The 25,493-nt window shown below is 72.8% G+C and carries 20 protein-coding genes and 1 pseudogene; 15 read left to right on the top strand and 6 right to left on the bottom strand.

What is annotated here, in order from left to right; all coding sequences use genetic code 11:
- Positions 1–23 precede the first annotated feature (23 nt).
- Positions 24–620 carry an HD domain-containing protein gene (locus tag AB0P17_RS31955; RefSeq protein WP_365816347.1) on the top strand — a complete coding sequence of 199 codons (597 nt, stop codon included), beginning with the start codon at positions 24–26 and terminating at the stop codon, positions 618–620.
- A 242-nt stretch (positions 621–862) separates the two neighbouring features.
- Here the strand turns inward: AB0P17_RS31955 and AB0P17_RS31960 are convergent, their stop codons facing one another.
- Together AB0P17_RS31960 and AB0P17_RS31965 are read right to left on the bottom strand one after the other, a co-directional pair.
- Positions 863–1,459, bottom strand: a complete 597-nt coding sequence (locus AB0P17_RS31960) for a TetR/AcrR family transcriptional regulator (RefSeq protein ID WP_365816349.1) — start codon at positions 1,457–1,459, stop codon at positions 863–865.
- Positions 1,460–1,540: 81 nt separating this feature from the next.
- A complete protein-coding gene (locus AB0P17_RS31965; RefSeq protein ID WP_365816351.1) occupies positions 1,541–1,837 on the bottom strand; it encodes a DUF6059 family protein in 297 nt (98 codons plus the stop codon).
- A gap of 230 nt (positions 1,838–2,067) precedes the next feature.
- Here AB0P17_RS31965 and AB0P17_RS31970 point away from each other — a divergent pair, with 230 nt between their 5' ends.
- The 4 genes from AB0P17_RS31970 to AB0P17_RS31985 all read left to right on the top strand — a co-directional run bounded on the left by AB0P17_RS31970 (position 2,068) and on the right by AB0P17_RS31985 (position 5,681).
- Complete coding sequence (locus AB0P17_RS31970) at positions 2,068–2,868, top strand: AfsR/SARP family transcriptional regulator (protein WP_365816353.1); 801 nt, start codon at positions 2,068–2,070, stop codon at positions 2,866–2,868.
- A 138-nt stretch (positions 2,869–3,006) separates the two neighbouring features.
- A complete protein-coding gene (locus AB0P17_RS31975) occupies positions 3,007–3,777 on the top strand; it encodes an alpha/beta fold hydrolase (protein ID WP_365816355.1) in 771 nt (256 codons plus the stop codon).
- A gap of 84 nt (positions 3,778–3,861) precedes the next feature.
- Positions 3,862–4,290 carry a DUF4260 family protein gene (locus AB0P17_RS31980; protein WP_365816357.1) on the top strand — a complete coding sequence of 143 codons (429 nt, stop codon included), beginning with the start codon at positions 3,862–3,864 and terminating at the stop codon, positions 4,288–4,290.
- A 155-nt stretch (positions 4,291–4,445) separates the two neighbouring features.
- Positions 4,446–5,681, top strand: coding sequence for a cytochrome P450 (locus AB0P17_RS31985; protein WP_365816359.1), 1,236 nt, complete (start codon positions 4,446–4,448; stop codon positions 5,679–5,681).
- Between the two features lie 123 nt (positions 5,682–5,804).
- Here AB0P17_RS31985 and AB0P17_RS31990 read toward each other — a convergent pair whose 3' ends face one another.
- Positions 5,805–7,064 carry an FAD-dependent oxidoreductase gene (locus AB0P17_RS31990; RefSeq protein ID WP_365816361.1) on the bottom strand — a complete coding sequence of 420 codons (1,260 nt, stop codon included), beginning with the start codon at positions 7,062–7,064 and terminating at the stop codon, positions 5,805–5,807.
- A 288-nt stretch (positions 7,065–7,352) separates the two neighbouring features.
- Here AB0P17_RS31990 and AB0P17_RS31995 point away from each other — a divergent pair, with 288 nt between their 5' ends.
- From AB0P17_RS31995 to AB0P17_RS32040, 10 genes are all read left to right on the top strand, one after another.
- Positions 7,353–9,287 carry an HAD-IIIC family phosphatase gene (locus AB0P17_RS31995; RefSeq protein ID WP_365816363.1) on the top strand — a complete coding sequence of 645 codons (1,935 nt, stop codon included), beginning with the start codon at positions 7,353–7,355 and terminating at the stop codon, positions 9,285–9,287.
- A 128-nt stretch (positions 9,288–9,415) separates the two neighbouring features.
- Positions 9,416–11,251, top strand: coding sequence for a fatty acyl-AMP ligase (locus AB0P17_RS32000; protein ID WP_365816365.1), 1,836 nt, complete (start codon positions 9,416–9,418; stop codon positions 11,249–11,251).
- Position 11,252: 1 nt separating this feature from the next.
- Positions 11,253–13,118: an acyl-CoA dehydrogenase family protein gene (locus tag AB0P17_RS32005; RefSeq protein ID WP_365816367.1), complete on the top strand. Its 1,866-nt coding sequence runs from the start codon at positions 11,253–11,255 to the stop codon at positions 13,116–13,118.
- Positions 13,112–14,902 carry an acyl-CoA dehydrogenase family protein gene (locus AB0P17_RS32010; protein WP_365816369.1) on the top strand — a complete coding sequence of 597 codons (1,791 nt, stop codon included), beginning with the start codon at positions 13,112–13,114 and terminating at the stop codon, positions 14,900–14,902. Before AB0P17_RS32005 ends, AB0P17_RS32010 begins: the two co-directional genes overlap by 7 nt.
- 168 nt (positions 14,903–15,070) lie before the next feature.
- The gene (locus AB0P17_RS32015) at positions 15,071–15,358 is read left to right on the top strand and encodes an acyl carrier protein (RefSeq protein ID WP_365816371.1); all 288 of its coding nucleotides are present in this window, start codon (positions 15,071–15,073) and stop codon (positions 15,356–15,358) included.
- Complete coding sequence (locus tag AB0P17_RS32020) at positions 15,358–18,459, top strand: beta-ketoacyl synthase N-terminal-like domain-containing protein (RefSeq protein WP_365816391.1); 3,102 nt, start codon at positions 15,358–15,360, stop codon at positions 18,457–18,459. The genes AB0P17_RS32015 and AB0P17_RS32020 overlap by 1 nt, the downstream gene beginning before the upstream one ends.
- Positions 18,456–19,478 carry a 3-oxoacyl-ACP synthase III family protein gene (locus AB0P17_RS32025; RefSeq protein WP_365816373.1) on the top strand — a complete coding sequence of 341 codons (1,023 nt, stop codon included), beginning with the start codon at positions 18,456–18,458 and terminating at the stop codon, positions 19,476–19,478. The genes AB0P17_RS32020 and AB0P17_RS32025 overlap by 4 nt, the downstream gene beginning before the upstream one ends.
- Entirely contained in the window at positions 19,475–19,741 is a 267-nt protein-coding gene (locus tag AB0P17_RS32030; protein WP_365816375.1) for a phosphopantetheine-binding protein, read from the top strand. Before AB0P17_RS32025 ends, AB0P17_RS32030 begins: the two co-directional genes overlap by 4 nt.
- Positions 19,738–20,538, top strand: coding sequence for a 2-oxo acid dehydrogenase subunit E2 (locus tag AB0P17_RS32035; protein ID WP_365816377.1), 801 nt, complete (start codon positions 19,738–19,740; stop codon positions 20,536–20,538). The genes AB0P17_RS32030 and AB0P17_RS32035 overlap by 4 nt, the downstream gene beginning before the upstream one ends.
- Positions 20,501–21,367: a 4'-phosphopantetheinyl transferase superfamily protein gene (locus AB0P17_RS32040; protein WP_365816379.1), complete on the top strand. Its 867-nt coding sequence runs from the start codon at positions 20,501–20,503 to the stop codon at positions 21,365–21,367. The genes AB0P17_RS32035 and AB0P17_RS32040 overlap by 38 nt, the downstream gene beginning before the upstream one ends.
- 34 nt (positions 21,368–21,401) lie before the next feature.
- Here AB0P17_RS32040 and AB0P17_RS32045 read toward each other — a convergent pair whose 3' ends face one another.
- From AB0P17_RS32045 to AB0P17_RS32055, 3 genes and pseudogenes are all read right to left on the bottom strand, one after another.
- Positions 21,402–24,191, bottom strand: coding sequence for a BTAD domain-containing putative transcriptional regulator (locus tag AB0P17_RS32045; RefSeq protein ID WP_365816381.1), 2,790 nt, complete (start codon positions 24,189–24,191; stop codon positions 21,402–21,404).
- 8 nt (positions 24,192–24,199) lie between these two features.
- Positions 24,200–25,207: an AfsA-related hotdog domain-containing protein gene (locus AB0P17_RS32050; RefSeq protein WP_365816383.1), complete on the bottom strand. Its 1,008-nt coding sequence runs from the start codon at positions 25,205–25,207 to the stop codon at positions 24,200–24,202.
- A gap of 175 nt (positions 25,208–25,382) precedes the next feature.
- Positions 25,383–25,493 (bottom strand): annotated as a pseudogene (locus tag AB0P17_RS32055) (2-oxoacid:ferredoxin oxidoreductase subunit beta); the annotation flags it as partial.

The raw sequence follows: 25,493 nt of genomic DNA on the forward strand, positions 1-25,493 counted from the left end.
GAGTGGGAAAGTACACTGCCGGAGTGATCCTTCCGACGGTCAATGAAATACGCGCGTTGCACGAGCGGTACGCGCCGTCGCATGAGGCGCTGGACCTCGTTTTCACCCACTGCGAAATCGTCTGCGGCATCGCCGCACAGCTTGTGGCACAGACCGCCATCCCTCTCGACGCCGACCTCGTCCGTGTCGGCGCCCTGCTCCACGACATCGGCGTCTACCGGCTCTATGACCAAGCCGGTCGGCTCGATCACCGCGACTACATCCGCCATGGCGTCCTCGGCTACGAGATCCTCCGCGAAGAGGGCTTCCCGGAGCCCCTGCGCCGCTTCTGCTCCTGTCACACGGGAGTCGGTATTACCCGGCACGACATCCGCGAACGGAAACTCGCCATACCCGAGACCGATTACCTGGCCGAGACCGTCGAAGAGCAACTGGTCATGTACGCGGACAAGTTCCACAGCAAGACGACACCCCCGACGTTCCTCACCGCCGACTCCTATGCGGCGCAGGTGGAGAGGTTCGGCACGGACAAGGTCCACGCATTCGGCCTTCTGCGTGCCCGGTTCGGCGAACCCGACCTGACCTCGGCCAGGGCGCGGTACGGCCACGCGCAGGCATGAGGTCGGCAGCGCCGCACCAGACAGGCCCGGGCAGGCCCGGCGGCGTTCGCCCTGTTGCGATGTGACGCGCCGTGAGGACGAGGGCGGGTGGCTGCTGCCGGATCATCCGCGCGGCACCGGGCCGGTGGTGACCTGGCGACGGGCCCGGATGATGCCGCTCTCCGCGCCGAACCAACACGCCAATGACCAGCGCCTACGCGCCGTGGTCGACAGTCGGAGCTTGCCGGGAGGGGCGCTGGTCTCTACTTGAGGCCGAGCAGTGCCGACAATGTGTCGGCGGCGAGTTGTTCCGGTGATACGTCCATGTCGAATCGCTCGGACAGCTGTCGCAGACTCAGGACGGAAAGCCCGTGCAGGGCGGCCCAGATGGACCGGGTCAGAAGCTCCGTCGACGGGACGGTGGAGAGCAATTCCGCCTGTTGGGCCTCGGCGACGGCGTGCCGGAGGATCTCGTAGGACTTGATCCCGACCTCGTCCGGGATGCCTCCCGGTCCGCGGAACATCGTGACGAAGAGCCCGGGGTGCTCCTGCGCGAACCTCACGTAGGCGCCCCCCAGCCGCAGCAATCGGTCGCCCGGATCGCCGGCTTCGCGCGCTGCCTGCTGGAGGCGTTGGTGCAGTGTGGTGTAGCCGTCCGTGGCCACGGCCGCCAGCAGTTCGTCCCGGTCGCGGAAGTGGCGGTACGGAGCGGAAGTGCTCACGCCTGCCCGGCGTGCGACCTCGTTCAGGCTGAACTGCTCGTGTCCCAGCTCGGCGAGGATATCCTTGGCGCCGTTGATCAGCGCTTGCCGCAGCGCGCCATGGTGGTAGCTGGTGCGCGCCGCCCGCTCGGAACCCATTTCGCCAATATAGCAACCGGTGTCATTCCACCGTCATCCGGTCGGAACCTGTCACCGGCGGGGATTTCGGGTGGTGTCCGGTCATTCTCCCGTTCCTCTCACGTCGACCCCGAGTCCTGCCCACAGCTCCTGCTCGACCCGGCTCGGCGGGGTCGAGCAGCGCCGCTCCGGGTGGCCGGCCGGGAGCCCGGAGCCGGAGCCGGGAGCCGAGTCAGGATCTGAGCCGGGAGCCGAGCCGGGAGCCGGGCCGGAGTCGGGATCCGGTTCGGGGTCGGGGTAGTTGACGCCGGGGAGCGGTCCGACGACTACCGTGCCGAACTCGACGAGCAGGTTCAGCGCACCGGCGCCGGCCCTGCCGAGCCAGGACCTCAGCCCCATGCGGTCCCTCTTCTCCCGAGCTGGTAATCCGAGGCGGTCCCGCGACGGCCTCCCTGGGCGCCCATGGTCGACGCTCGGCCTGAAGCGTCGCTTAAAGCATGCCGTGAAAGGTCATGAACATGAAGACCCCACATTCCAGGGCGGACGGATTCCCGATCGAATCATGATCGGCTGAGTGTTGCCGTGGACGACAACGTGCCAGTCTTCGGGCAGGCGGAAGGAGCAGTCGCATGGAGATCGGTGTTCTCGGGCCGCTTGTGGTGAGCATCGACGGCACCTCCGTGGTGCCGAGCGCGGCCAAACCGCGGCAGCTGCTCGCGCTGCTGGCGGTCAACGCGGGCCGGGACGTGAATGTGACCACCCTGACGGAGGAGCTGTGGGACTCACGTCCTCCCAGTCAGCCCGCCGGTGTTGTCCAGACCTACGTCAAGCAGCTGCGCCGGGCCATCACCGTGGCCCTGGGACCGGAGCACGAGTGCGCGCCGAAAGAGGTGCTGAGCCGCAGCTACGCCGGATACGGGCTGAACATGCCCGCGCCCGTCATGGAGGCCGACCACTTCGAGCAGCTCGCCGGGCGCGGGCTGCGGGCCCTGGCCGGCGGCAACGACGAGACCGCCTCGGAGCTGCTGGGCGAGGCGCTCGCCCTGTGGCGCGGGCCGGTCCTCGCCGACGTACGCATCGGGCCCGCGCTCCGGGTCGAGCTGCTGCGGCTGGAGGAGGCACGGAACTCCGCGCTGGAGGGCCGGATCACCGCGGATCTGCGGCTCGGCAGGCACGCCGAGGTGATCGGCGAACTCCTCGCGCTCACCGAGCGTTTCCCGCTCCAGGAGAGTCTGCACGGGCTGCTGATGCTGGCCCTCTACAGAGGGGGACGCTCGTGGCAGGCGCTGGAGATTTTTCGAAAGCTACGCGCGTCGACCTCCCAGGAGCTGGGCATTGAGCCTTCCCTGCGCGTCCAGAAGCTGCATCGGGCGATCCTGGCCGCCGACCCCCGGCTCGACCTCACCGCGCCGAGTTTGGCGGCCTTTTAGCGGCCCCGGGCAGCGTGGGGGCCGGGGCTGCCCCGCCTGTCCCGCCTGTCCTCTCTGCCCCACCCGTCCTGCCCGTTGACGTATCCCCGCACCCGGACGGCCCGCTCACCCTGGACCGAACCGAGACGGAGCAACCCGATGCGATACCTGTCCCGGAAGCCCCCGGGCCACGAACCGGAACCCATGACCCGGCTGTTCTGCTTTCCGTACGCGGGCGGCGGCGCCTCGGCGTACCGGCGATGGCAGCGCGGCCTCGACGCCCAGGACGCCGGAGTACGGGTGATGCCCGTACAGCTGCCCGGCCGGGAGGAGCGGTTCGACGAACCCAGGTTCACCGATCTGGACGCCCTCGTCGACGACCTGGACGCACAGCTCGACGAGGAACTGGCCGAGCCCCACCTCTTCTACGGGCACAGCATGGGGGCGCTCATCGCCTACTCGCTCGTGCGGCGGCGGCAGGCGCGCGGGGCGGCGCTGCCCCGGGCCCTCGTGCTGAGCGCCTACCGCGCCCCGCACCTGCCGGCCCCGGCGCTCGCCGACCCGGACGCCGGGGACGAGGAACTCGTCGCCGGTCTGGTGGCACTGGGCGGCATCCCGGAGATGCTCCTCGACCACCCCGAATTCCTCTCCGCGCTGCTCCCGGTGGTCCGTGACGACCTCCGGCTGTGCCTCGGCAGCGTCCCCGCGGGCACCGAACGGCTGCGGGTACCGCTGCACCTGTTCGCCGGACGCGGGGACCGGCTGGTCACCGTCGACGAGATGCTTCCCTGGCGACGCCACGCGGGGAGCGGCTGCGATCTGCGGACCATGCCCGGCGGGCACTTCTTCGTCAGGTCGGACGAGGGGGCCTTCCTGCGTGAACTCGCCTCCCTGACACGCCGGTACGCCACGGAGCGGGTGGCCGTGTAACCGGCCGGCACCACGATCACCTTGCCGCGCGGCCGCCGTGCGGCTCCCCAGCCCTACGGATCCCTCGCGAAAGGAACACGTCCCGTGACACACGACTCCGCCGAAGGCGCCACCAGGAGCTCGGCCTCACCGCAGCTCCGCACCGTCTGGACGGTGCTCTTCGTCCTCCTGCTGATCTTCTCGGTGTTCGAGGCGACGAAGTACGGCGGATGGGTGATCGTCGCGGCGCTCGCCGGAGTCGTCGCGCCCGACCTGTCGTTCCTCGCCGGCCTCGCCGGCCCGCACGAGCACGGCCCGCACCAGCCCGGCCGGCTGCCCCGCAGGGCCGTTCCCGTCTACAACCTCCTGCACCGGCCCCTTGTCGCCTTCGTCCTCATGCTCACCTGCCTGATCCCCGAATCCCCGGCGGTCGCGGTGCCCCTGTTCAACTTCGGCCTGGCCTGGCTGGTGCACATCGCCGCCGACCGGGCGCTCGGGTACGGCCTGCGCACCCCCGAGGGCTGGCAGCGCTGAGCCACCCCCGGGGCCCTGGCCCCCGGAGCGCTTTGGTCCCGCACAAGCCCTCGCTGCGAGGCTCGTCCAGGTCCCCGACCGCACCTCCCACCGCGCGTCGGTCACCCGAGCCACCGAACACGTAACTGCTGAGCATCTGTTGCCGGAGGAAACGCATGGACACGACGGACACGACGCACGGCGGGCCGGAGACCGGACAACCGCTGCTGGACTACCCGTTCCACCGCCCCTCGGCCGTCGAGGTACCGCCGGTCTACGAGGAGCTGCGGGCCAAGTGCCCCGTCGCCCATGTCCGGCTGCCCACCGGTGACGAGGGTTACGTGGTGACCCGTTACGACGACGTGCGCACCGTGCTCGCCGACGCCAGGTTCAGCCGGGCCGCCACCATCTCCCCCGACGTACCGCAGCTCACCCCCACACCCCCCGTGCCGGGCAGCCTGTTCACCACGGACGCGCCCGAGCACACCCGGCTGCGCAGGCTCGTCTCCCGGGAGTTCACCGCCCGCCGTGTGCAGAACATGCGCCCCCGGATCCAGGAGCTGACCGACGGGCTGCTGGACGAGATGGAGAAGCTCGACGGGCCGGTCGACCTCAACTCGGCGCTCGCCTTCCCGCTGCCGGTGATGGTGATCTGCGAACTGCTCGGTGTGCCCTTCGAGGACCGCGACCGCTTCCGCGAGTGGTCGGACGCCTTCGTCTCGCTGACCGCGCACAGCCCGGAGGAGATGGCCGCCCAGCGCCAGCAGATGATCGGGTACCTGGGGGCCCTCGTCAAGCGGAAGCGGGAGGAGCCCACGGACGATCTGATGGGCGCGCTCGTCGCCGCCCACGAGGAGGAGGGCAGCCTCAACGAGTACGAGCTGATCGTCATGGCGGCGACCATCCTCGTCGCCGGTCACGAGACCACGGTCAGCATGATCGGCAAGATGGTCCTGACCCTGCTGCGCCACCCCGAGCACATGGCCACGCTGCGCGAACACCCCGAGATGATCGACCACGCCGTCGAGGAGCTGCTGCGCGTCAACCCGATCGGTGACGGCGGCCCGCTGCGGATCACCCTGGAGGACGTCGAGGTCGGCGACACCGTCATCCCCAAGGGCAGCGCGGTCCTGGCGGCGGTCTGCTCCGCCAACCAGGACCCCGCGCGCTTCCCCGGCGCGCAGGCGGACGAGTTCGACCCCACCCGGCCCGAGGCCGTCCACCACGTCGCGTTCGGCCACGGCCCGCACTTCTGCGTGGGCGCCGCGCTGGCCAGGGCGGAGCTGCAGATCGTCCTCTCCTCGCTGCTGAACCGCTTCCCCGGTCTGCGGCTCGCGGAGGAGGTCGACTCCCTGGAGCTGACGACCGGGATGATGGTGCACGGCCTGACCCGGCTGCCCGTCACCTGGTGACATGCCGGACCCGATGACGTACCGGACCTGGTGACGTACCGGTGACAGACCCTGGGGCCCCGGTCCGCACATCGTGTGCGGGCCGGGGCCCCAGGGTCTGTTCCGGGTCCGTGGACACACCCGTCACGCCCGGGTGGCGGAGGACTGCGCCGCCACGGCATGCGGCCCCGGCTTCTGCAGCTGGAAGTACGCGCCGGCCAGCACCCGTTCCTTCAGCTTCTGGCTCCGGTCGACCACCCGGTACAGCGAGCGGCGGCCGACACCGCCGACGCCGTGCAGGGCGAACAGCCGCTCCTGCCGCAGCTGCAGACCCCGCGACGTGGCGACCGACTCCTCCCGCTCCCGCTGGAACTCGGCGCACGCCCGTGCCAGCGCCGCCTCGTCCCCGCTCGCGTCGAGAGCGTCGCGCACCAGCGGGGCCAGCGTCACCGCGTCGATGATCGCGTGATTGACGCCCTGCCCGAGGATCGGCGTCAGCGTGTGTGCCGCGTCGCCGATCAGGACCAGGCCCGGCATGGACCAGCGCGGCACCGTCGTGGTGAAGATGTCCAGCATCGAGGTGTCGGACCAGGAGCGGATCTCACCGCGCACCGCGTCGGCCAGCTCGGGAGCGAGCCGGTCCAGCCGCTCGTACAGGGCGGGCAGACCCTGGGCGCGCAGCTCCCTCAGCCCGCCCTTGGGGATGTTGAAACCGACGCGCACACTGTCCGGGTGGGTCGGGATGAACAGCCCGTGCTGGTCGCCGCGGATCCGTATGCGATACGTACGATCGTCCCACTCGGACGGGAACGGCAGCTTCAGCCACACCACGTCACGCTCCAGCGGCAGCTTCGTGTACGGCAGGCCCGACATCTCACGGACCTTGCTGAACCGGCCGTCCGCCGCGACGGTGAGCGCCGCGTGTACGGTCAGCTCCCCCTCCGGCGCCCGGGCCACCACCCCCGTGACCGGACCGCTCTCGCCGCCCGCGCGCAGCAGACGGGTGGCGGTCGCCCGGCGCACCAGGGTGAAATGCTCCGGGTGTTCCTCCTGCCCGAGGCCCGCCAGGGCCGAGAGAAGCGCCGGCTGGGGCATCTCCACGGGGTAGGGGTGCGGGTACGGGAAGCGGCGGAAGTCGGCGCGCAGCACCGTACTGCCGGAGTCGACGATCTCCATGCTGTGCATCTGCCGGTAGGCGCCGTCCAGGCGGCCGAGGACACCCAGCCCGTCGAGCAGCCACACCGAGTCCGGAGAGACCGACTCGCCCCGGAACGACCGGTCGAAGTGACCGCTCTGTTCCAGGACCACGACCGAGACCGAACGCTTGGCGAGCTCGACGGCCAGCGTGAGTCCCGCCGGGCCTCCTCCGACCACACACACGTCCGCGGTCAGCTCAGTTGTCATCGTCAGGCTGCCTTTCAGAAGGACAGTAAAGAGTCGTCATCGACCGATGGTCCGCAGCCGGCCTAAAGCAGCTCTTGCGGGCGGTCCCCGCAGTGGCTTGCGCGGTGGTCTGCAGGGCGGTCCGCGCGGTGGCTTGTGCGTCGGCATGCGCTGCGGTCTGCGCGTCGGCCCGCGCTCCGGTCCGCGCGGCGGGCCGTGCGGCGGGCCGCACCGGGCGCAAGCCCGTCTTTAGGGGCCGGGCGCAAGCTCCCAAGCGCCCGCCCGCCCCCGCAGAGAGGCGCACCGACCGTGAGCACAGCAGTGACGACGTCCGATCCCGGGCGCACCGGCCCCGCCGGCCCCCTCGACCGACTGCGCGCGCTGTACGGTGAGCGGCGGCTCGCCGCCGAGTACCCGGCGGTGCCCGCCCTGCTCGCCGAACTCGCCCAGCCGGACGACGGGCTCGCCCTGCTCTCCCGCGCGGGCCGGCTGCTCGCCAAGGTCGCTCCCGAGGACATCACGGAGCGTCACCCCGGCGTCGTACCCGCCACCGTCGCCGTCACGGGACACGGCACCCTCGACGGGCTGACCGCACCGCTCCACGCGGAACTCGCCCGCCACGGCATCCCGCTGCGCGTACGCGTCGGCGACCACGACGGGTGGCTGCGGGACCTCCAGGACACCGGCAGCGACCTGTACGCGCCCGGCACCGAACTCGCCCTGTGCCTCCTCGACGCCGGGATCGTCTTCGACGAACTGCCGCTGCCCTGGGGGCCGGAGGACGTCGCCCGGACCGTCGCGGGGAAGCTCGACCTCCTCGACGGGCTCGCCGCCCGCTACGACGAGCACGGCACCGGGACGCTCGTACTCAACACCCTGCCGCTGCTGTCCCAGCACACCCAGCAGTTGGTCGACCATCGGTCGCGCACCGAACTCTCCATCATCTGGCGGGAGTTCAACGTGGGTCTGCTGCGGCTCGCCGCCGCGCACCCGCGGCTGCACATCGTCGACCTGGAGCCGCTGATCGCCGAGGGCGGACCGGTCCGCGACCCGCGGCTCGCCGCCTACGCCAAGGTGCATCTGGGGGAGGAGGTGCTCGCCCGGTACGCGCGCCACGCGGGCCATCTGCTGCGGACGCTGCGCGGCGGGGCCAAGAAGGTCCTGGTCCTCGACCTCGACCACACCCTCTGGGACGGCATCCTCGGCGACGACGGACCCGACGGCATCGCCGCCGCCACCACCTACCGCGGTGAGGCCTTCGGCCGGTTCCAGCGGGTGGCCAAGCAGATCGGCGGCCAGGGCGTCCTGCTCGCGGTGTGCAGCAAGAACGACCGGGAGCCGGTGCTGGACGTGCTCCGCGACCACCCCGACATGATCCTGCGCGAGGCCGACTTCGTCCGGATCAACGCCAACTGGGAGCCCAAGGACGGCAACATCCGCGACATCGCGGACCGGCTCAATCTCGGTACCGACAGCTTCGTCTTCGCCGACGACTCGCCCTTCGAACGCGGCCTCGTCGCCGCCTCGCTCCCCGGGGTCGCCGTGATCGGGCTCGACGAGGAACCGGCCCTCCACATCGACCGGCTGCTCGCCGACGGCTGGTTCGACGTACGGGAACTGACCACCGAGGACCGGGCCCGCGCCGTCCAGTACCGCCAGGAGGCGGAGCGGCAGGACCTCCAGCAGGCCACCGGCTCGATGGAGGAGTACCTGCGCGCCCTCGACGTGTCCGTCGAGATCACCCCGGTACGTGACCACGAAGTGGCCCGGGTCGCCCAGATCACCCTGCGCACCAACCAGTTCAACCTCACCACCCGCCGGCTCCAGGCGCCCGACGTCCGCGAACGGCTCGACTCGCCGGACCATCTGGTGCTGGCCGTACGCTCCCGCGACCGCTTCGGCGACAACGGGGTCGTCGGCGCCCTCTTCGCGCACCGGGAGGACGAGGCCCTGCGCATCGACAACATGCTGCTCAGCTGCCGGGTCTTCGCCCGCGGCATCGAGCAGGCCGCCATCGCCGCGCTGCTGGAGCACGCCGTGGGGTCGGGCGCGGCCGAGGTACGCGCGAGCTACCGGCCCACCGCCAAGAACCACAAGACGCGCGGCTTCTACCCGTCGCTCGGCTTCGAGCCGGGCGGCGAATCGGCCGACGGCACGGTCGAGTTCAGGCACCCGCTCACCCGACTGCCCGAGGTGCCCGGGCATCTGACCCTCGACGCGGCCATCCGCGGCGGGACCGGATGACCTGAGCCCCACCCCGGGGGCCGGGAAACGCACAAGCGTTTCCTTAGCGCCCCCGACAACGATGCTGATGTCAGAGCAACCCGTGCCGGCGCCACGCCAGCGGAACTCGGAGAGGTCGGAGAAAGACGTTGACGAACTTCCGAACCTTCACGGAACTGGTTCTGGAACGCACCGAAGCCCGCGACGACGCGGATGCCTTCGTCTTCCTGCCCGACGACGCCCGCGGCTCGGTGCCGCAGCACCTCACCTCCGCCGGGCTCGGCCACGAGGCGCGCCGGATCGCCTCCTGGCTCCAGGAGCGGAAGGCCGCGAACCGCCAGGTCCTGCTGCTCTATCCGGCGGGCCTGGACTTCATCAAGGCGTTCACCGCCTGCCTGTACGCCGGTGCCGTGGCCGTGCCGGGACCGCTGCCCACCGAACAGGGCCAGCACTTCGCCCGGATCTCCGGCATCCTGCGCGACGCCGAGGCGTGCGCCGTGCTCACCGACTCGGCCAACGCTCCCGCGATCTCCGCCTGGCTGACCGCCGAGGGCTTCACCGACGTGGCGTGCCTGGCCACCGACGATCCCGCCCAGGGCGACGCGGCCGCCTGGCGCACGCCCTCCCTCACCCCGGAGAGCCTGGCGTTCCTGCAGTACACCTCCGGCTCGACCAGCGACCCCAAGGGCGTCGTGGTCTCGCACCGTAACCTGCTCGCCAACGAGGCGGCGATCCAGCGGTCGATCGGCACCGGCCCGGAGAGCGTGTGCGGCGGCTGGCTGCCCTTCTACCACGACATGGGCCTGATCGGGCACATCCTGCACCCGCTCTACCTCGGCGCGCAGGGCGTCCTGATGGCACCCTTCACCTTCCTCAAGCGCCCCTACCGCTGGCTGAAGATGATCGGCGACTACGGGATGACGACGGGCGGCGGCCCCAACTTCGCGTACGACCTGTGCGTGCGCAGGGTCACCGACGCACAACTGGAGACGCTCGACCTGTCGTCCTGGACCACCGCCTGCAACGGCGCGGAACCGGTCAGGGCCGAGACGGTCCGGGCCTTCACCGAGCGCTTCGCGCCCGCGGGATTCCGCCCCGAGGCCATGTTCCCCTGCTACGGCATGGCCGAGACGACCCTGCTGGTCACCGGCATCCCGCGGACCGCCGCCGCCCGTGTGATCGATGTCGACGCCGAGGCCCTGGAACGCGGCGAACTGGCCGGCCCGCGCGCGGACGCCGCCACCCGCTCCCTCGTCAGCAGCGGGATCGCGCGGGACTTCGAGGTCCGCGTCGTCGACCCGGAGAGCCGCGTCGAGAAGTCCGGGGGACAGATCGGCGAGATCTGGCTCAAGGGTGACAGCGTCGCCTCCGGCTACTGGAAGCGGCCGGTGACCAACAAGGAGATATTCGACGCGGCGATCTCCGGCCGCACCGACGGATCGGACGGACCGGACGGGCCGGACGGGAATGGTGGTGGCTGGCTGCGCACCGGCGACATGGGCGCACTCCACGACGGAGAGCTGTATGTCACCGGCCGGCTGAAGGAACTGGTCATCCTGGCGGGCCGCAACCTCTACCCGCAGGACGTCGAACGCGCCGTCCAGTCCACGGACAAGGCCCTCGGCGCCGGCGCGGGCGCCGTCTTCGCCGTCGAGACCGACCGTGAGCACCTGGTGGCCGTCCAGGAGGTACGCCCCGGCAGTGTCTCCACCGACCTGCACACCGTCGCCTCCGGCGTCCAGAGCCTCATCGGCAGGGAGTTCAGCGTCCCTGTCGGCAACATCCTGCTGGTACGCCCCGGAACCATCCGCAAGACCACCAGCGGCAAGATCCAGCGCACCCTGATGCGCAAGCTGTTCCTGGAGGGCGGGATCACCGCGCTGTACGAGATCCTGGAGCCGGCCGTCCGCGAACTGATCGCCACCGGCGAGGACGGCGCCTCGGCCGACAGCTCCGCCGCCGAGTCCCTGGAATCGGTGGTCTGACGTGGAACACCCGCCCTACCGGCTCGCCGAGGAGTTCGACCGCTTCCTCGGCGATCCCGACGACCCCGGCGAGCTCTTCTCCTACGCGCGGTGCGCGGAACTCGACGAGAAGGAGGAGTTCCCCGCCGACATCTGCCACCGCTTCCAGGAGTGGGGCCTGCCCGCCGAGTACGTACCGGTCGCGTACGGCGGCAGGCTGCGCGACTACGAACGGGTGCTCCAGCTCGTCCGCACCGTCGCCCGCCGCGATCTGACCTGCGCCATCGGCCACGGCAAGACCTACCTCGGCGGGGTCTGCGTATGGGTGGCGGGCTCCGCGGAGCAGGGCGCCCGGCTCGGTGCCGACATCATGGCCGGGGTCCCGGTCGCCCTCGGGCTCACCGAACGTGCCCACGGCAGCGACCTGCTGGCCAACGAGGTGCGCACCGACGAGAGCGCGGCGGACACCGGCGACCAGCCGGCGGACACCGACGAAAGCGCGGCGCACACCGGCGGCAACGCGGCGGACACCCGGGACCACTGGGTGGTCAGCGGCGAGAAGTGGCTGATCAACAACGCCACCCGGGGGTCGGTGCTGTCGCTGCTGACCCGCACCCGCCCGGACGGGGGCCCGCGCGGCTTCAGCGTCCTCCTCGTGGACAAGCGCGAACTCGACGGGAACACCTACCGTCACCTCCCGAAGATCCCCACCCACGGCATCCGCGGCGCCGACATCTCCGGCATCGCCTTCGACGGCGCCCGGGTGGAGCGCGGCGCCCTCGTCGGCGCGGAGGGCGCCGGGCTGGAGATCGTGCTGAAGGCGCTCCAGCTCACCCGCACCATGTGCGCTGCCCTGTCGCTGGGCGCCGCCGACCACGGGCTGCGGCTCGGCCTGGACTTCGCCGAGGAGCGCGAGCTGTACGGCCGACGGCTGATCGACCTCCCGCAGGCCGGACACGTGCTGGCCGGCGCCGCCGCCGACGTACTGCTGCACGAGGCGGTCGCCCTGGTCGCCGCCCGCGCCGTACAGACCCAGACCGCGGAACTCGCCGTCACCTCGGCCGTCGTCAAGTACCTGCTGCCCACCGGCACCGACCAGGTCCTCGCCGACCTGACCGGGCTGCTCGGCGCCCGCGCCTTCCTCAAGGACGTCCACGCCGACGGCCGCTTCCAGAAGGTCGAGCGCGACCACCGCATCGTCGGACTCTTCGACGGCAACACCCTCGTCAACCTCAACTCCCTGGTCAACCAGTTCCGTCCACTGGTCCGCGGCTTCCGGCGCTCCACCGGCGACACGGCGGGCGGCGCCGCCGCCTGCGACCTCGCCGCACCGCTGCCGCCCCTGGACCCCGCGAAGCTGTCGCTGGTCGCCCGGCACGGCAGCGGCATCATGGCGGGGCTCGCCGCCTCCGTCGACGAGATCACCCGGCGGGCGGGAGCGGACCCCGCGCTCGCCCCGGTGGCCGGGGCCGCGCGGCGGCTGCTCGCCGTCACCACCGCGGTGCACGCCGAGATGGCGGAGTACCAGGACGTGCTCGCCGAGGTTCCGGCCGCCGCCTTCGAGGTCGCGCGCCGCTACGCCCTGTGCTGGGCGGGGGCGGCCTGTACCGGCCTGTGGACGCGGAGCGCCGGCCACGTCCGCGACGACCCCGGCACGGGGGCGCTGTGGCGCGACGGCCTGTGGCTGCACACCGCCCTCGACCGGCTGCTGGTCCGCCTCGGCGAACCGGCGACGGCCGGCCGGGAGACGAACGAAGAACTGCTCGGCGCCCTGCGGGCGGCCCGCTCCTCGGGCCGGCTGTTCTCGCTGCTGCCGCAGCGGGGCCCCGAGCGGCGGCCCGCGATGCCCGCCGCGGCCGCCGGCGCGACGGAGAGGACGCCATGCTGATCGGCACAGAGCCCCAGGACACGCACCCGGCGACCGGGGCCGTACGGGACGGCCACGGGGCACCCGGGCAGGAGGCGCGGGCCGCGGCCCGCGTGGCCGAGGTGGACCGGCGGCTGGGCGACCCCACCGACGAGGGCGACGAACTGTCCTACGCCCGGCTGATCGAGGCGGACGAGGCCGGTGAACTCTCCGGGGCCGGCGAGCGGGCCCTCGACGAACTGAGGCTCGGCGCCGACTTCGTGCCGCGCGCCGAGGGCGGCGGGCTGGAGCGGCTCGACACCCTGGTCCGTGTCATGCGGCAGGTGTTCCGCCGCGATGTCTCCCTCGGCCTCGGTTACGGCGTGACCTCCTTCATGGCCGCCGTGAACGTCTGGGCCGCCGGGGACGCCGCACAGCGCGAACGCGTCGCCCGGATCCTCACCGGCGGCGGCCGGATCTCGGTCGCGTACCACGAACTCGCGCACGGCAACGACTTCGTGCGCAACGAGTTCGAGGCCCGCCCCGCGGCGGGCGGCGGTTACCTGCTGAACGGCGCCAAACAGGTCATCAACAACGCCGGCCGTGCCGACGCCTGGGTCCTGTTCAGCCGCACCAGCCCCGCCCCCGGCAGCCGCAGCCACTCCGTCCTCCTCGTCGACCGTGACGGGCTCGACCCGGACACCTGGCGGGTACTGCCCCGCTACGACAGCGTCGGCGTGCGCGGCTGCCGGCTGTCCGGACTCCGGTTCGACGACACACCCGTACCCGCCTCGGCCCTCGTCGGCGAGACCGGAAAAGGGGTCGAGACCGCCCTGCGCGCCTTCCAGATCACCAGGGCCGCGCTGCCCGGCATGGCGGTCGGCACCACCGACACGGCCCTGCGGACCGTGGTGCGCTTCGCGCTGGGCCGACGCCTCTACCGCACGTCCGTCATGGAGATCCCGCATGCCAGGGCCACCCTGTCCGGAGCCTTCACCGATCTCCTGACCTGTGACAGCCTCTCCCTGGCCGCGACCCGGGCGGTGCATCTGCTCCCCGAGCAGACCAGTGTCCTCGCCGCCGCCACCAAGTACCTCGTCCCGAAGCTGCTCACCGACGCGATGCGCGAGCTCTCCATCGTGCTCGGGGCCCGCTTCTATATCCGTGACGGTGAGTACGGAATCTTCCAGAAGCACCTCCGCGACCTGCCGGTGCTCAGCCTCGGCCACGCCGGCTCAGCGGCCTGCCAGGCCACGATCATCCCCCAGCTGTCCCGGCTCGCCCGGCGCTCCTGGTTCAGCGATCAGCCGGCCCCCGCCGCACTCTTCCGGCCGCGCGCGGACCTGCCGGACATCCCGTACGACCGGCTCACCCTGGCGAGCGGACGGGACGGGCTCAGCGCCACGCTCGTCGCGGCCGCGGACACCCCGCCCGGCGCGGCACCCGAGGAGCGGGCCGTCCACGAACTCACGCTCCAACTGGTGGACGAGCTGCGCCAGGTCCAGGAGGCGGCCCGCGCGCTCGCCCCCGAGGACCGTACGGCGCTCGCCCACCCCGCCGCCTTCGCCCTCGCCGACCGGTACGCCGTCCTGCTCGCGGCCGCCTCGGCGATCGGCGTCCGGCAGCAGGCGGTCCGCGACGGCGGCGACGCGTTCCTCGCCGACCCCGCCTGGCTCGCCGCCGCACTGCACCGGCTCGCCCGCCGGCTCGGCCGGCGGCCCGCCGGACTCCCGGCGTCCGTGGACGCCCGGATGCACGAAGAGGTCCTGCGCAGGTTCCACACACGCAGCGGCTACGACCTGTACGACACCCCGCTCACCGGCTGACGGGCCCCCGCAGAACCCCCCGCCGTCTGCGGCGGAGGCCGGCCGGCAGCACGACATCCCGACCGTACGGCAGCACGACATCACCACATCACGGCCGTACGGCAGCACGACATCACGACCGCACGAGACAGCAGGCGAGAACCGCTCATCCCCGCCGAGGAGTCCACCATGCCCGTTCCGACCACCGGACACACCACCGAGTCTCTGACCACGTGGCTGGCCGAGCGCATCGCCCTCTACCTCAAGCGGCGGCCCGACGAGATCGACCCGGACGTGCCCCTCGCGGAGTACGGCCTCGACTCCGTCGCCGCCCTCAGCCTGTGCGGAGACATCGAGGACGACTTCGACCTCATGGTGGAGCCGACCGTCGCCTGGGACTACCCGACCGTCCACGCCCTCGCCGGCCACCTCATGGAGGAGATCGCCGCGGAGACCGCGAAGAGCGGCGGCGCTTGATGGAGCCCGTGGCCATCGTCGGCATCGACTGCAGATTCCCGGGCGCGCCCGACACCGGCGCCTACTGGGACCTGCTGATGCGGGGCGCGGACGGGGTGGGGGAGGTGCCCCGGCAGCGGTGGGACGCCAAGGAGTTCCACTCCGAGGCCGGGGAGGAAGGACACACCAACACCACCGAGGGCGGCTTCATCGCCGACCCGGACGCCTTCGACAACGAGTTCTTCACCATCTCGCCGCGCGAGGCGGCCGCGATGGACCCCCAGCAGCGGCTGCTGCTGCAGTCCGCGTGGCGGGCGGTTGAGGACGCGGGGATCGCCCCGCGGCACCTCGCCGCCACCCGGACCGGGGTCTTCGTCGGCGTCATGGGCAACGAGTGGGCGCAACTGCACCTCACCGACTACCCGAACGTCACCGCCCAGGCCGGCACCGGCAACGGCTACTGCATGACCGCCAACCGGATCTCGTACCACCTCGACCTCAAGGGCCCGAGCCTCGCCGTCGACACCGCCTGCTCCTCCTCGCTGGTCGCCGCGCATCTCGCGGTGAACGCCCTGCTGTCCGAGGAGTGCGACCACGCCCTCGTCGGCGGTGTCAACGTGGCCCTCACCCCCGCCCTGTCGATCTTCTACACCCAGGCCGGGCTCTCCGCCCCCGACGGGCGCTGCAAGCCCTTCAGCGCCGAGGCGGACGGCATCGGCCGCGGCGAGGGCGTCGGCGTGATCGTGCTGCGCAGGCTGCGGGACGCGATCGCCGACGGCCAGCGCGTGTACGCCGTCATCCGCGGCATCGCCGTCAACCAGGACGGCCGCAGCAACGGGCTGACCGCGCCCAGCCGCTGGGCCCAGCAGGAGGTGCTCGGCGCCGCCTACCGCAGGGCCGGGGTCGACCCCTCCGACGTGGTCTTCACCGAGGCCCACGGCACCGGCACCGCCCTCGGCGACATGATGGAGGTCAAGGCACTCGGCCACCACCACGCCGACCGGGCCGGCAAGCCCATGGCACTCGGCTCGGTCAAGGGCAACCTCGGCCACACCGAGGGCGCCGCCGGCATCGCCGGACTGATCAAGGTCGCCCTCTCCCTGCACCACCGGGTGGTCCCCGCCAGCCGCTTCGCGGCCAAGGAGAGCAAGCGGCTCGCCCTGCGCGACCACGGCCTCCGGCTGCTCAAGGCACCGCTGCGACTGCCCGCCGGCCCCACCGTCGCCGGACTCAGCAGCTTCGGCATGGGCGGCACCAACGCCCACGCCGTCCTGGAGTCCGCGCCCGGCCGCGCCGCCGCGCCCGCACCGGTGGACGGCGCCGCGCCGGGCGGTATCGGCGCCGCCGTCTTCACCCTCACCGCGCCGGACGCCGACGCGCTGCGCCGCAACCTGCTCGTCCAGGCGGACGCGGTCGCGGCCCGCCGCGTCCCGCTGGGCCCGCTGGCCAGGGCCGGCAACCGCGTCAAGAGCGGGCACCGCCACCGCTTCGCGGCCGTCGCCACCGACACCGGTGAACTCGTCGCCGCGCTGCGCGAGTCGGCCGCCGACCCCGAGCTGTCGGCCCGGCTCGCCGGGCGGCCCGCCGCCCGGCCCCGCATCGCGTTCCTGTTCACCGGACAGGGCTCGCAGTACCCCCGTATGACCGCCGCTCTGTACGAACAGTCGCCGCTGTACCGGCACTTCCTCGACGAGGCCGACGCCGCCCTGCTCCCGTACACCGGGCGGTCCGTGCGCGACCTGCTCCTCGCCGGCGACGAGGCGGTCCACCACACCCGGTGGACGCAGCCCGCGCTGTTCGCCGTCGGCCACGCCCTCGGCCGGACCCTCACAGAACTCGGCGTGCGCCCCGGCCTGCTCCTCGGCCACAGCGTCGGCGAGTTCGCCGCCGCCGTCCTGGCCGGGGCGCTCCCCCTGGACGGCGCCGCCCGGCTGGTCGCCGCCCGCGGCGCCCTGATGCAGGAACTCCCCCCGGGCGGCGGCATGCTGTCCGTCCGGGCCGCCCGGGAGGACCTCCAGGCGCGGATCGAGGGGGAACCCCTGGTCGGCGTGGGCGCCGTCAACGGCCCCGCCTCCACGGTGCTCTCCGGTGACCTGGCGGCCCTGGAACGGATCGGCGCCGAACTCGCGGCCGAGGGATTCACCACCCGCCGGCTCCAGGTCTCGCACGCCTTCCACTCACCGCTGATGCGGCCCGTACGGGACCGCTTCGCGACGATCGCAGCCGAGGTCGGCGGGGGAGTGCCGGAGATCCCGCTGTACTCGACCGTACGCGGCCGGCTGCTCGACGGGGAGGCGATGGACGCCGCGTACTGGACCGAACACATCGGCGCACCCGTGCTGTTCGGGGACGCCGCCGCCGCGCTGCTCGCCGAGGGCCCGACCCACCTCGTGGAGACCGGCCCCCGGCCGGTGCTCTCCGGGCTGGTACGCCGCCTCGGCCGGCCCGCCGAGAGCGCGGGCCCGGCCCCGGCCCATGTCCCGGCCCCGGCCCATGTCCCGGCCCCGGCCCATGTCCTGCCGGTGCACGGTCCCGAGTCCGCCGGCCGGGACCTCGCCGAGGCCCTCGCCGAGCTGTACCGGGGCGGCGTCGACCCCGACTGGGACGCCGCGTACCCGGCCGAGGAACGGGTCGCGCACCCGCTGCCCCCGTACGCCTTCTCCACGGAACACCGCTACTGGGCGAGGAATCCGGTCCGGCGCCCCGGCACGGTCGGCGCCCCGACGGCCCTGGCGTCCGTACCGCACGCGGAGCCCGGGACCGCCCCCGTGTCCGTCCTCACCCCGGACCCGCCCGGCGGCCCGGCGGACCCGGTCGCGGACGCCGTCCTCGGCGCCGTCCGGCTGGTCGGCGGCTACACCGGAGTCGGCCCGCGCGACCGGCTCTACGAGGACCTCGGCTTCGACTCCGTCATGATCATGGAACTCAAGAACCGGCTGGAGGACCGCCTCGCCGGCATCGGCACCCTGACGGTCCAGGACCTGCTGCCCCGGCTCTCCTCCGTCGGCGACCTCGTCGCCTTCCTCCGCGAACTCGGCGCGACGGTGCCCGGTCCCGGGAGCGTGGACGTGGGCGGCATCGGGGAGCACCGGGCGCTCAGGGAAGAAGAGAGGACCGCATGACCGCTCCGACGAGCTATCTCGCCTCCATCGGCACCGCCCTGCCCGGTGACCCGGTGGACAACGCCACCCTGTCCAAGGTGCTCGGCATCAACGAGGAGTGGATCGACGTCTTCATCGGCACCAGGACGCGGCACTTCGCCCGCGACCTCGGCACCGGCGTGGTGCGCTGGTCGCTCGCCGACCTCTGCGCGCAGGCCGCCGAGCGGGCCCTCGCCGCCCCCGGCGCCGACCCGTCCGAGATCGAGTTCATCGTCCTCGGCACGGCCACCCCCGACACCCTGATGCCCGCCACCGTCAACCATGTCGCCGACCAGCTCGGCCTGGATCAGGTCCCCACCTTCCAGCTCCAGTCCGGCTGCGCCGGCGCCGTACAGGCCCTCGGCGTCGCCCGGTCGATGATCGCCTCCGGCCAGTACCGCACCGGCCTCGTCATCGGCGGCGACGTGTGCAGCAAACACCTCGACCTCCAGCGCGACGTCTCCGGCGCCGCCCCCGGCGACCTCGTCAACTACGTCCTGTTCGGCGACGGCGCCGGCGCGGCCGTCCTCACCGACGAGCCGCGCGGACAGCGCGTCGCGCTGCGCCACGTCCTCAACCGCTTCACCGGTCTCGGCCGCAAGCCAGGACAGGTCATCGAGTGGTTCGGGCTCGCCGACCGGTACGACGACCGGCAGGCCCTCACCGAGGACTACAAGGCCATCGAGGAGTCCGTGCCCGTCATGGCGGCCGAGATCCTCTGGGAGATGCTCGGCGAACTCGACTGGGAGGCCGACCAGCTCGACTACCTGCTGCCGCCCCAGCTGTCCGGCCGGATGACCCGCCGCATCACCGAGGAACTCGACGTGCCGACCGCGAAGGACGTCTCGTGCGTCGCGGACACCGGCAACAACGGAAACGCCCTGCCCTTCCTGCAGATCGAGAAGTTGCTGGAACGGATGTCGGCCGGCGAACGGGCTCTCGCGGTCGCCGTCGAGTCCAGCAAATGGATCAAGGCCGGCTTCGCCCTGGAGAAGATATGAGCACCGACAGCACCGCGTCCGTCCCCGCCCCGGGCGGCTTCACCCTCGACGACTACGTCCGGCTCGTCGACGAGGAGACCGGCATGCCGCTCGCACCCGGCCAGGTCGCCGCCGACCTCGACGAACTCCCCGACTGGGACTCGCTCCACCTCCTCAAGCTCGTCACCGCGCTGGAATCCGCCGTCGGCCGCAGGATCCCCGTCGGCAAGGTCCTGGAGGCCCGCAGCCTCCAGGAGATCTACGAGCTGGCGGTGTCCGGGTGAGCACCGCCACCGCCGTACGGCGCCGCCGCCACACCCTGTACTTCCTGGAGTGGGCGGCGGCCCAGCGGCCCGTACACCTGGACACCGACATCGACATGACCCGCGTCCAGGCACACCGCGCGGCCGCCCGCGACAACGGCCGGCGCTACTCGGTCGTCAGCTATCTGCTGTACGCCGCCGGGCGGGTCCTCGACCGTCACCCGGAGGCCAACGCCGTCATGGCGCCCGGCTGGCCGGCACCCCTGCGCCGCCCGAGCGTCGTCCGCTTCGACGGCGTCACCGCCAAACTCGCCCTGGACCGGCCCGTCGAGGGCGAGCGCACCGTGCTCTCGGCGCTCGTCCCCGGCCTGGAGACCGCGAACCTGCGCGAGATCCAGGAACGCGTCGACCGCTACCAGGGCGAACAGGCCGCCGAACTGCCCGAGTTCAAGAGCGTACGGACGTTGGGCCGGCTTCCGGTCCCGCTCGGCAGAGCCGCCTTCGCCGCCGCGCTGCGCGATCCGGAACGGCGCGCCGGCGTGTTCGGCACCGTCTCCGTCAGCTCCCTCGGCCACCGCACCGTCGACGGCTTCCACTCGTCCGGCGGCACCGCCGTGACCCTCTGCGCGGGCCGCGTCGTGGACCGTCCGGTGGTCCGCGACGGTGCCGTGGTGCCCGCGCCCGTGATGCGACTGGGCCTCACCTTCGACCACCGGGTGATCGACGGCGCGACCGCGGCCGACGTGCTGTCCGACCTCCACCACACGATGGAGACCTTCGATGACGGCACCTGGGCGCCGGACCCCGGACCTCGCTGAGCCGATCACGGTCCCCGGCCCCACGGCGGACTGGCGCAGGGTCCGCGCCGACCTGGAGCGGCACGGGACCGCCGTGCTCTGCGCCCGCCAGGACGACTGGCGGCCGGAAGGGACGGGCACCCGGCTGCGGGCGCTCCTGGGCCACGACTGGCAGCGCTTCCAGGAACTGACACACCCACGGGTCCGTACCCGCTTCGCCGCCTCCCGCCTCCTGCTGAAGTCCGCCGCCGCGGCCGCGCTCGGCGTACCGCCCGAGTCCGTCGAACTCGGCTACGGACTCACCGGCCGCCCCTTCCTGCGCGGCTACGACGGGGTGCACATCAGCCTCAGCCACACCGACGACCTGCTGCTGGTCGGCCTGGCCACCGACGGCGCCATCGGCGTCGACGCCGAGCGCGCCGACCGTGTCCTGTACGGGTCCGGTCTCGTCCGGCAGATGTGCACCCCGTACGAGGCACGGCGGATCGAGGCCATGCCCCTCGCGGAACGCAACCCCGCCCTGCTCCGCCTCTGGACGCTGAAGGAGGCCTACACCAAGGCCGTCGGTCTCGGCCTGCTGCTCCGCTTCACCGACTTCGGCTTCAGCCCGGACCGGACCCCCACGGACGTCCTGCGCCCCGACGGCACCCCCGGCACGGTCGGCGCGTGGGCCTTCCACACCCTGTCGTACGCCGGGCGCTACACCCTCGGTGTCGCCGTCGGCGACGCCGGCTTCGGCCGCACGGCGGACCCGGCGGCGGCCACCGCACTGGACCCCGGCATCGTCGACGCCCTGCTGGCAGCCGTGGGCGAGGAGGAGCGGGGGGCCGCCCGCCCGGCGCCGGGGTAGCCGGATGGCCCCCACGGCACCGGGCGGGCGGACCTCACGCGGCCTGCCCGACCGGCCGTGACGGGTGGAAGAGCCAGACACCGGGGCGGACTTCGAGCGGGACCGAGGACTCCCCGGCCGGCCCGCCCGCCGCGAGAGCGATGCGCAGGGCGGACGCCGTACGCGACGCGTACGCGGTCCAGCGGTGGTCGTCGGCGGAGCGCGCGGCGCTCTCGCACTCCTCCATGCGGGCGAGGGCGTCCTCGTGGCGGCCCTCGCACTGCGCCACCAGGGCCAGTCCGCGCAGCGACTCCGCCGAGCCGCGCGCATCGTCGGCCGGCCCGCTCACCGACAGGGCGCGCGCATAGGCGGGTCCGGCCAGCGCGACCTGCCCCCCGGCGAGGAGCGCGTCCGCCTCGGCGGACAGACAGCGGCCCGCCGCCACCTCGTCACCGTGGCGGGTGAACAGCTGCCGGGCGAGACGGTACCGCTCGGTCGCCAGTGAGGCCTGGTGGCGCTGCCAGGCCAGGTCGCCGAGGGAGCGCAGGATCACGGCCTCCGCGTGGACGTCACCGGACCGGCGGGCCGCGTCCAGCGCCAGGTCGTGCGTCGACTCCCACGCGTCCCACAGGGCGCCCGCCTCGTAGTAGCCGGCCGCGGCCGAGGCCAAGGAGCAGCACAGCCGCCACAACCCGGCCGCATGCGCCTGCCGCACCGCCTCCGACAGGCCCGCGCACTCCTCCTGGAACCACCGCAGCGGCGCGTTGCCGACCACCTCCTCGGGGGAGATCCCGGGCGGCGGTCCGGCCTCGTACGCCAGCCGCTCCCTGCCGGGCGCCATGCGCGCGTCCGCGTGCCTGGCCAGCGCCAGGAAGGCACGGCACAGCCGTTCCACGGCCGCGGGACCCTCCTGCGGGGACTCCTGGGCGAGCACCTCCAGGGCCAGCGGCCGCAGCAGCGCGGGGAAGCTGTAGCGCACGGGGGCCAGCCGCCCCGGCCGCCGCCGCGCCTCCAGCAGATGGGCCCGCACCAGCTCTTCGGTGAGCCGCTCCGCCTCCGCCGGGTCCGTGGCGAGCAGCGCGGTCGCGGCCCAGGGGGCGAAGTCGGGCAGCGCGGCCGGCCCGAGGATCCGGAAGGCGCGCCTGGCCTCCTCGCCCATGTCGTGGTACGCGGTCAGCAGAGTGCCGCGTACGTCGAGATCGCCCAGCGCGAGCGCGGCCAGCCGGGTCCGCTCGTCCCGCAGCCGCTGGGCGAGTCCGGCAGCGGTCCAGTGCGGACGGGCCGCGAGTCCGGCGGCCGCCACCCGGAGGGCCAGCGGCAGCCGGCCGCAGAGCCGGGCGATCTCCCCCGCCGCCTCGGGGGCGTCCCGCATCCGCGGGCCGCCGCACGCCGCGAGCAGTGCCTCGGCCTCCCGTGCGGGCAGCACGTCGAGGGTCAGGTGCCGGGCGCTCTCCAGCGCGCCGAGCCTGTGACGGCTCGTCAGGAGCACCGCGCTGTCGGGCACGGCCGACAGCACCGGCCGGACCTGTGCCTCCGAGACGGCGTCGTCCAGGACGAGGAGCATCGCGCGGCCCTTGGTGCGTTCGTGCAGCAGCTCCGCGAGCTCCGTCTCGGACGGCGGCAGCGGTTCCGCACCCTGGTCCGTGCCAGGGTTTGTGCCACGGTCCGTGCCCGGGGCCGTTCCGGTGGCCCGTGGCCCGCCCAGCCGTCGCAGCAGGGTCGCCATGGCTTCCCTCGGTTCGAGGGCCCGCCCGTCGGCGTTCCGCAGCCTTACCAGCACCCGTCCGCCGGGGAACCGGTCGGCGGCGTGGTGAGCGAGGCGCACGGCCAGCGCCGTCTTTCCGGCGCCCGCCCGGCCCGACAGCACGAGCACCTGGTTCCCACCGGGCGGATCGCCCGCCAGCAGCCGCTCGCCGAAGGCCAGTTGGTCCTCGCGCCCGGTGAAGTCCGCCACGGCCGGCGGCAGCCACACCGTGGGCCTCGCGTCCCGGCCGTACCGGGTCGGCGCTCCGGCCTGCGGGTCCGCCGGACGGCCGTCGGATCCGCCGGCGGGGACGGGCCGGGGCTCGGGTTCACCGTGCCAGGCCAGCGACGGGTCGGAGGCGAGGACGCGCTCGTGCAGTCTGCTCAGCACCGGCCCGGGCTCCACCCCCAGTTCGTCGACGAGCGAGCGCCGCGCCCGGTGGTAGACCTGCAGGGCGTCGGACTGCCGGCCGGCCCGGTAGAGCGCCACCATCAGGTGGCAGCGCAGCGTCTCGCGCAGCGGATGTTCGTGTGCCAGTGCCATCAGCTCACCGACCAGTTCATGGTGGCGTCCGAGCCGCAGTTCGGCGGAGATCCGCTGTTCCAGCACCTCGGCGCGGAGTTCGTTCAGCCGGATCGCGGAGGTCTCCAGGGCGGGGCCGTGCGGTATGCCCGAGAGCGCGGGTCCCGTCCACAGCCCGAGCGCGCCGCTCAGCGCCCGCGAGGCGGCCTCGTATTCGCGTCGGCCGTACGCGGCCCGGCCCTCGGCCCGCAGCGACTCGAAGACGGCCAGGTCCAGTTCCTCCGGGGCGGTCCGCATCAGATAGCCGGGGGCCCGGGTCAGCAGCGGCTGCACCGGACCCGTCTCCGCCGCGGCCTCGCCGGTCTCCGCCAGCAGGGCCTTGCGGAGCTGGGACACGTACACCTGGAGGGTGGTGGTGGCCGTGCGCGGTGGTTCCGCACCCCACAGTTCGTCGATCAGCGTATGGGTCGACACCACTGTGTCGTGCCGCACCAACAGGGTGGCGAGGACCGAACGCGGCTTGGCCGCGGACGGCGTACGGGGCATCATCCGTACGGGACCGAGTACGCGGTATCTCATCGCGCGGCTCAGCAGTCCTGCAGCACGGACGCGGAGACCCGCGCCACGGCCCGGCTGCCCTGGTGGAACGACAGCCGCAGCTCCACCACCGGCCGGCCCGCCGCGTCCCGGCACACCCGCCCGTCCGCGCGGCGCAACCCCTCCCGCACCGTGCAGTACAACGGCAGCCCGGGCTCGGCGAAGCCACGGAAGGTGGCCTGCCAGCGGGACAGCACGGCGTGCGAGGGGACGAAGCCGCGCAGCTCCGCGGCGGCCAGCAGCCCCACCTGGCGGGACACCTCCAGGAACAGCGCCGGAGGGACGTCGTCCGGTGCGCCGGCCCCGAACCGCGGGCCGGCGGCCGCCCCGGCGTCGACGGTGAAGGTCAGTTCGTCATGGCCGTCCGCTCCGGTGTGCTCGGGCAGTCCGACCAGGACGTCACGGCTGTCCCGGTGACCCACCTGTTCGGGCAGCGGCCGGCCCGGGGAGGCCGGGGCGTCGTACCCGGCCGCCAGGGACTCCTCGCTCTGCCGCCGCCCGAGTCCGCGATGGCTGCGGTAGATGCCCTGGGCGAGGAAGGCCAGGCGGGCCGAGGCGGTGCCGCAGCGCTCGCCGTCGATGGAGACGGCGGCCTCGCACTCCAGCCCGTGCGGCACACCGCCCACGATGTCGAGGGGCGTCATCCCGAGTTCCAGGGCGATCCCGGCCCGCGTGCCGCCGCGGCGCCAGGCGTCCAGCCGCGTGATCTCGGCGCTGCCGGAGGTCACGACGGGGTGGCTGCTCGCCGGCACCCTGAAGTACCGGCGTGCCGCGAACAGCATGGTCTGGCGCAGTGACTCCACGGGGAAGAGCAGCTCGTGGTACGGCGATAGGGAGTTGCCGAACAGCCTCTGTTCTTCGGGCAGTTCTGCGGAGAAGGCGAAGTTCTGACGTATCGGTCCGGTCGCCTTCAGCAGAAAGGCCTCGGGGCTGGCCGGCCGGTGGACCAGATGGTGTGTGCCGAGGAAGGTGGGGGAGGGTGCGGTAAAGGTGTCCATGGGGTGGGGATTCCTTTGCTGCGGTCTCCGGCGGCTCTGCGGAAACGGTTGCGGGGACGTGTGCGTCTGACGGGGTGCACGTTGCCCGACTCCGCTGAAGGACCGGGGAAGCCACACTGAAGTGTGCGTGCCGGCGCCCCCCGCATACGGATGCGCGGCCGGGCGACGGCGTACGTCATGAGGCCTCCACGGTCCAGGTGTCGTTGCCGGTGAGCATGGTGGTGAGGTCGCCCTTGCCGTGTTGTTCGACGGCTGTGTCGAGTTGGTCGGTCATGAGGGTGTCGTA

Source organism: Streptomyces sp. NPDC088124 (genome assembly GCF_040685895.1).
Lineage (GTDB): Bacteria > Actinomycetota > Actinomycetes > Streptomycetales > Streptomycetaceae > Streptomyces.

Coding starts and splice junctions, on each gene's coding strand:
- AB0P17_RS32045 (WP_365816381.1), bottom strand. CDS start 24,191: ATGAGATACCGCGTACTCGGTCCCGTACGGATGATGCCCCGTACGCCG.
- AB0P17_RS32025 (WP_365816373.1), top strand. CDS start 18,456: ATGACCGCTCCGACGAGCTATCTCGCCTCCATCGGCACCGCCCTGCCC.
- AB0P17_RS32010 (WP_365816369.1), top strand. CDS start 13,112: ATGCTGATCGGCACAGAGCCCCAGGACACGCACCCGGCGACCGGGGCC.
- AB0P17_RS32020 (WP_365816391.1), top strand. CDS start 15,358: ATGGAGCCCGTGGCCATCGTCGGCATCGACTGCAGATTCCCGGGCGCG.
- AB0P17_RS32030 (WP_365816375.1), top strand. CDS start 19,475: ATGAGCACCGACAGCACCGCGTCCGTCCCCGCCCCGGGCGGCTTCACC.
- AB0P17_RS31990 (WP_365816361.1), bottom strand. CDS start 7,064: ATGACAACTGAGCTGACCGCGGACGTGTGTGTGGTCGGAGGAGGCCCG.
- AB0P17_RS31975 (WP_365816355.1), top strand. CDS start 3,007: ATGCGATACCTGTCCCGGAAGCCCCCGGGCCACGAACCGGAACCCATG.
- AB0P17_RS31985 (WP_365816359.1), top strand. CDS start 4,446: ATGGACACGACGGACACGACGCACGGCGGGCCGGAGACCGGACAACCG.
- AB0P17_RS31965 (WP_365816351.1), bottom strand. CDS start 1,837: ATGGGGCTGAGGTCCTGGCTCGGCAGGGCCGGCGCCGGTGCGCTGAAC.
- AB0P17_RS32040 (WP_365816379.1), top strand. CDS start 20,501: ATGACGGCACCTGGGCGCCGGACCCCGGACCTCGCTGAGCCGATCACG.
- AB0P17_RS32015 (WP_365816371.1), top strand. CDS start 15,071: ATGCCCGTTCCGACCACCGGACACACCACCGAGTCTCTGACCACGTGG.
- AB0P17_RS32050 (WP_365816383.1), bottom strand. CDS start 25,207: ATGGACACCTTTACCGCACCCTCCCCCACCTTCCTCGGCACACACCAT.
- AB0P17_RS31970 (WP_365816353.1), top strand. CDS start 2,068: ATGGAGATCGGTGTTCTCGGGCCGCTTGTGGTGAGCATCGACGGCACC.
- AB0P17_RS31960 (WP_365816349.1), bottom strand. CDS start 1,459: ATGGGTTCCGAGCGGGCGGCGCGCACCAGCTACCACCATGGCGCGCTG.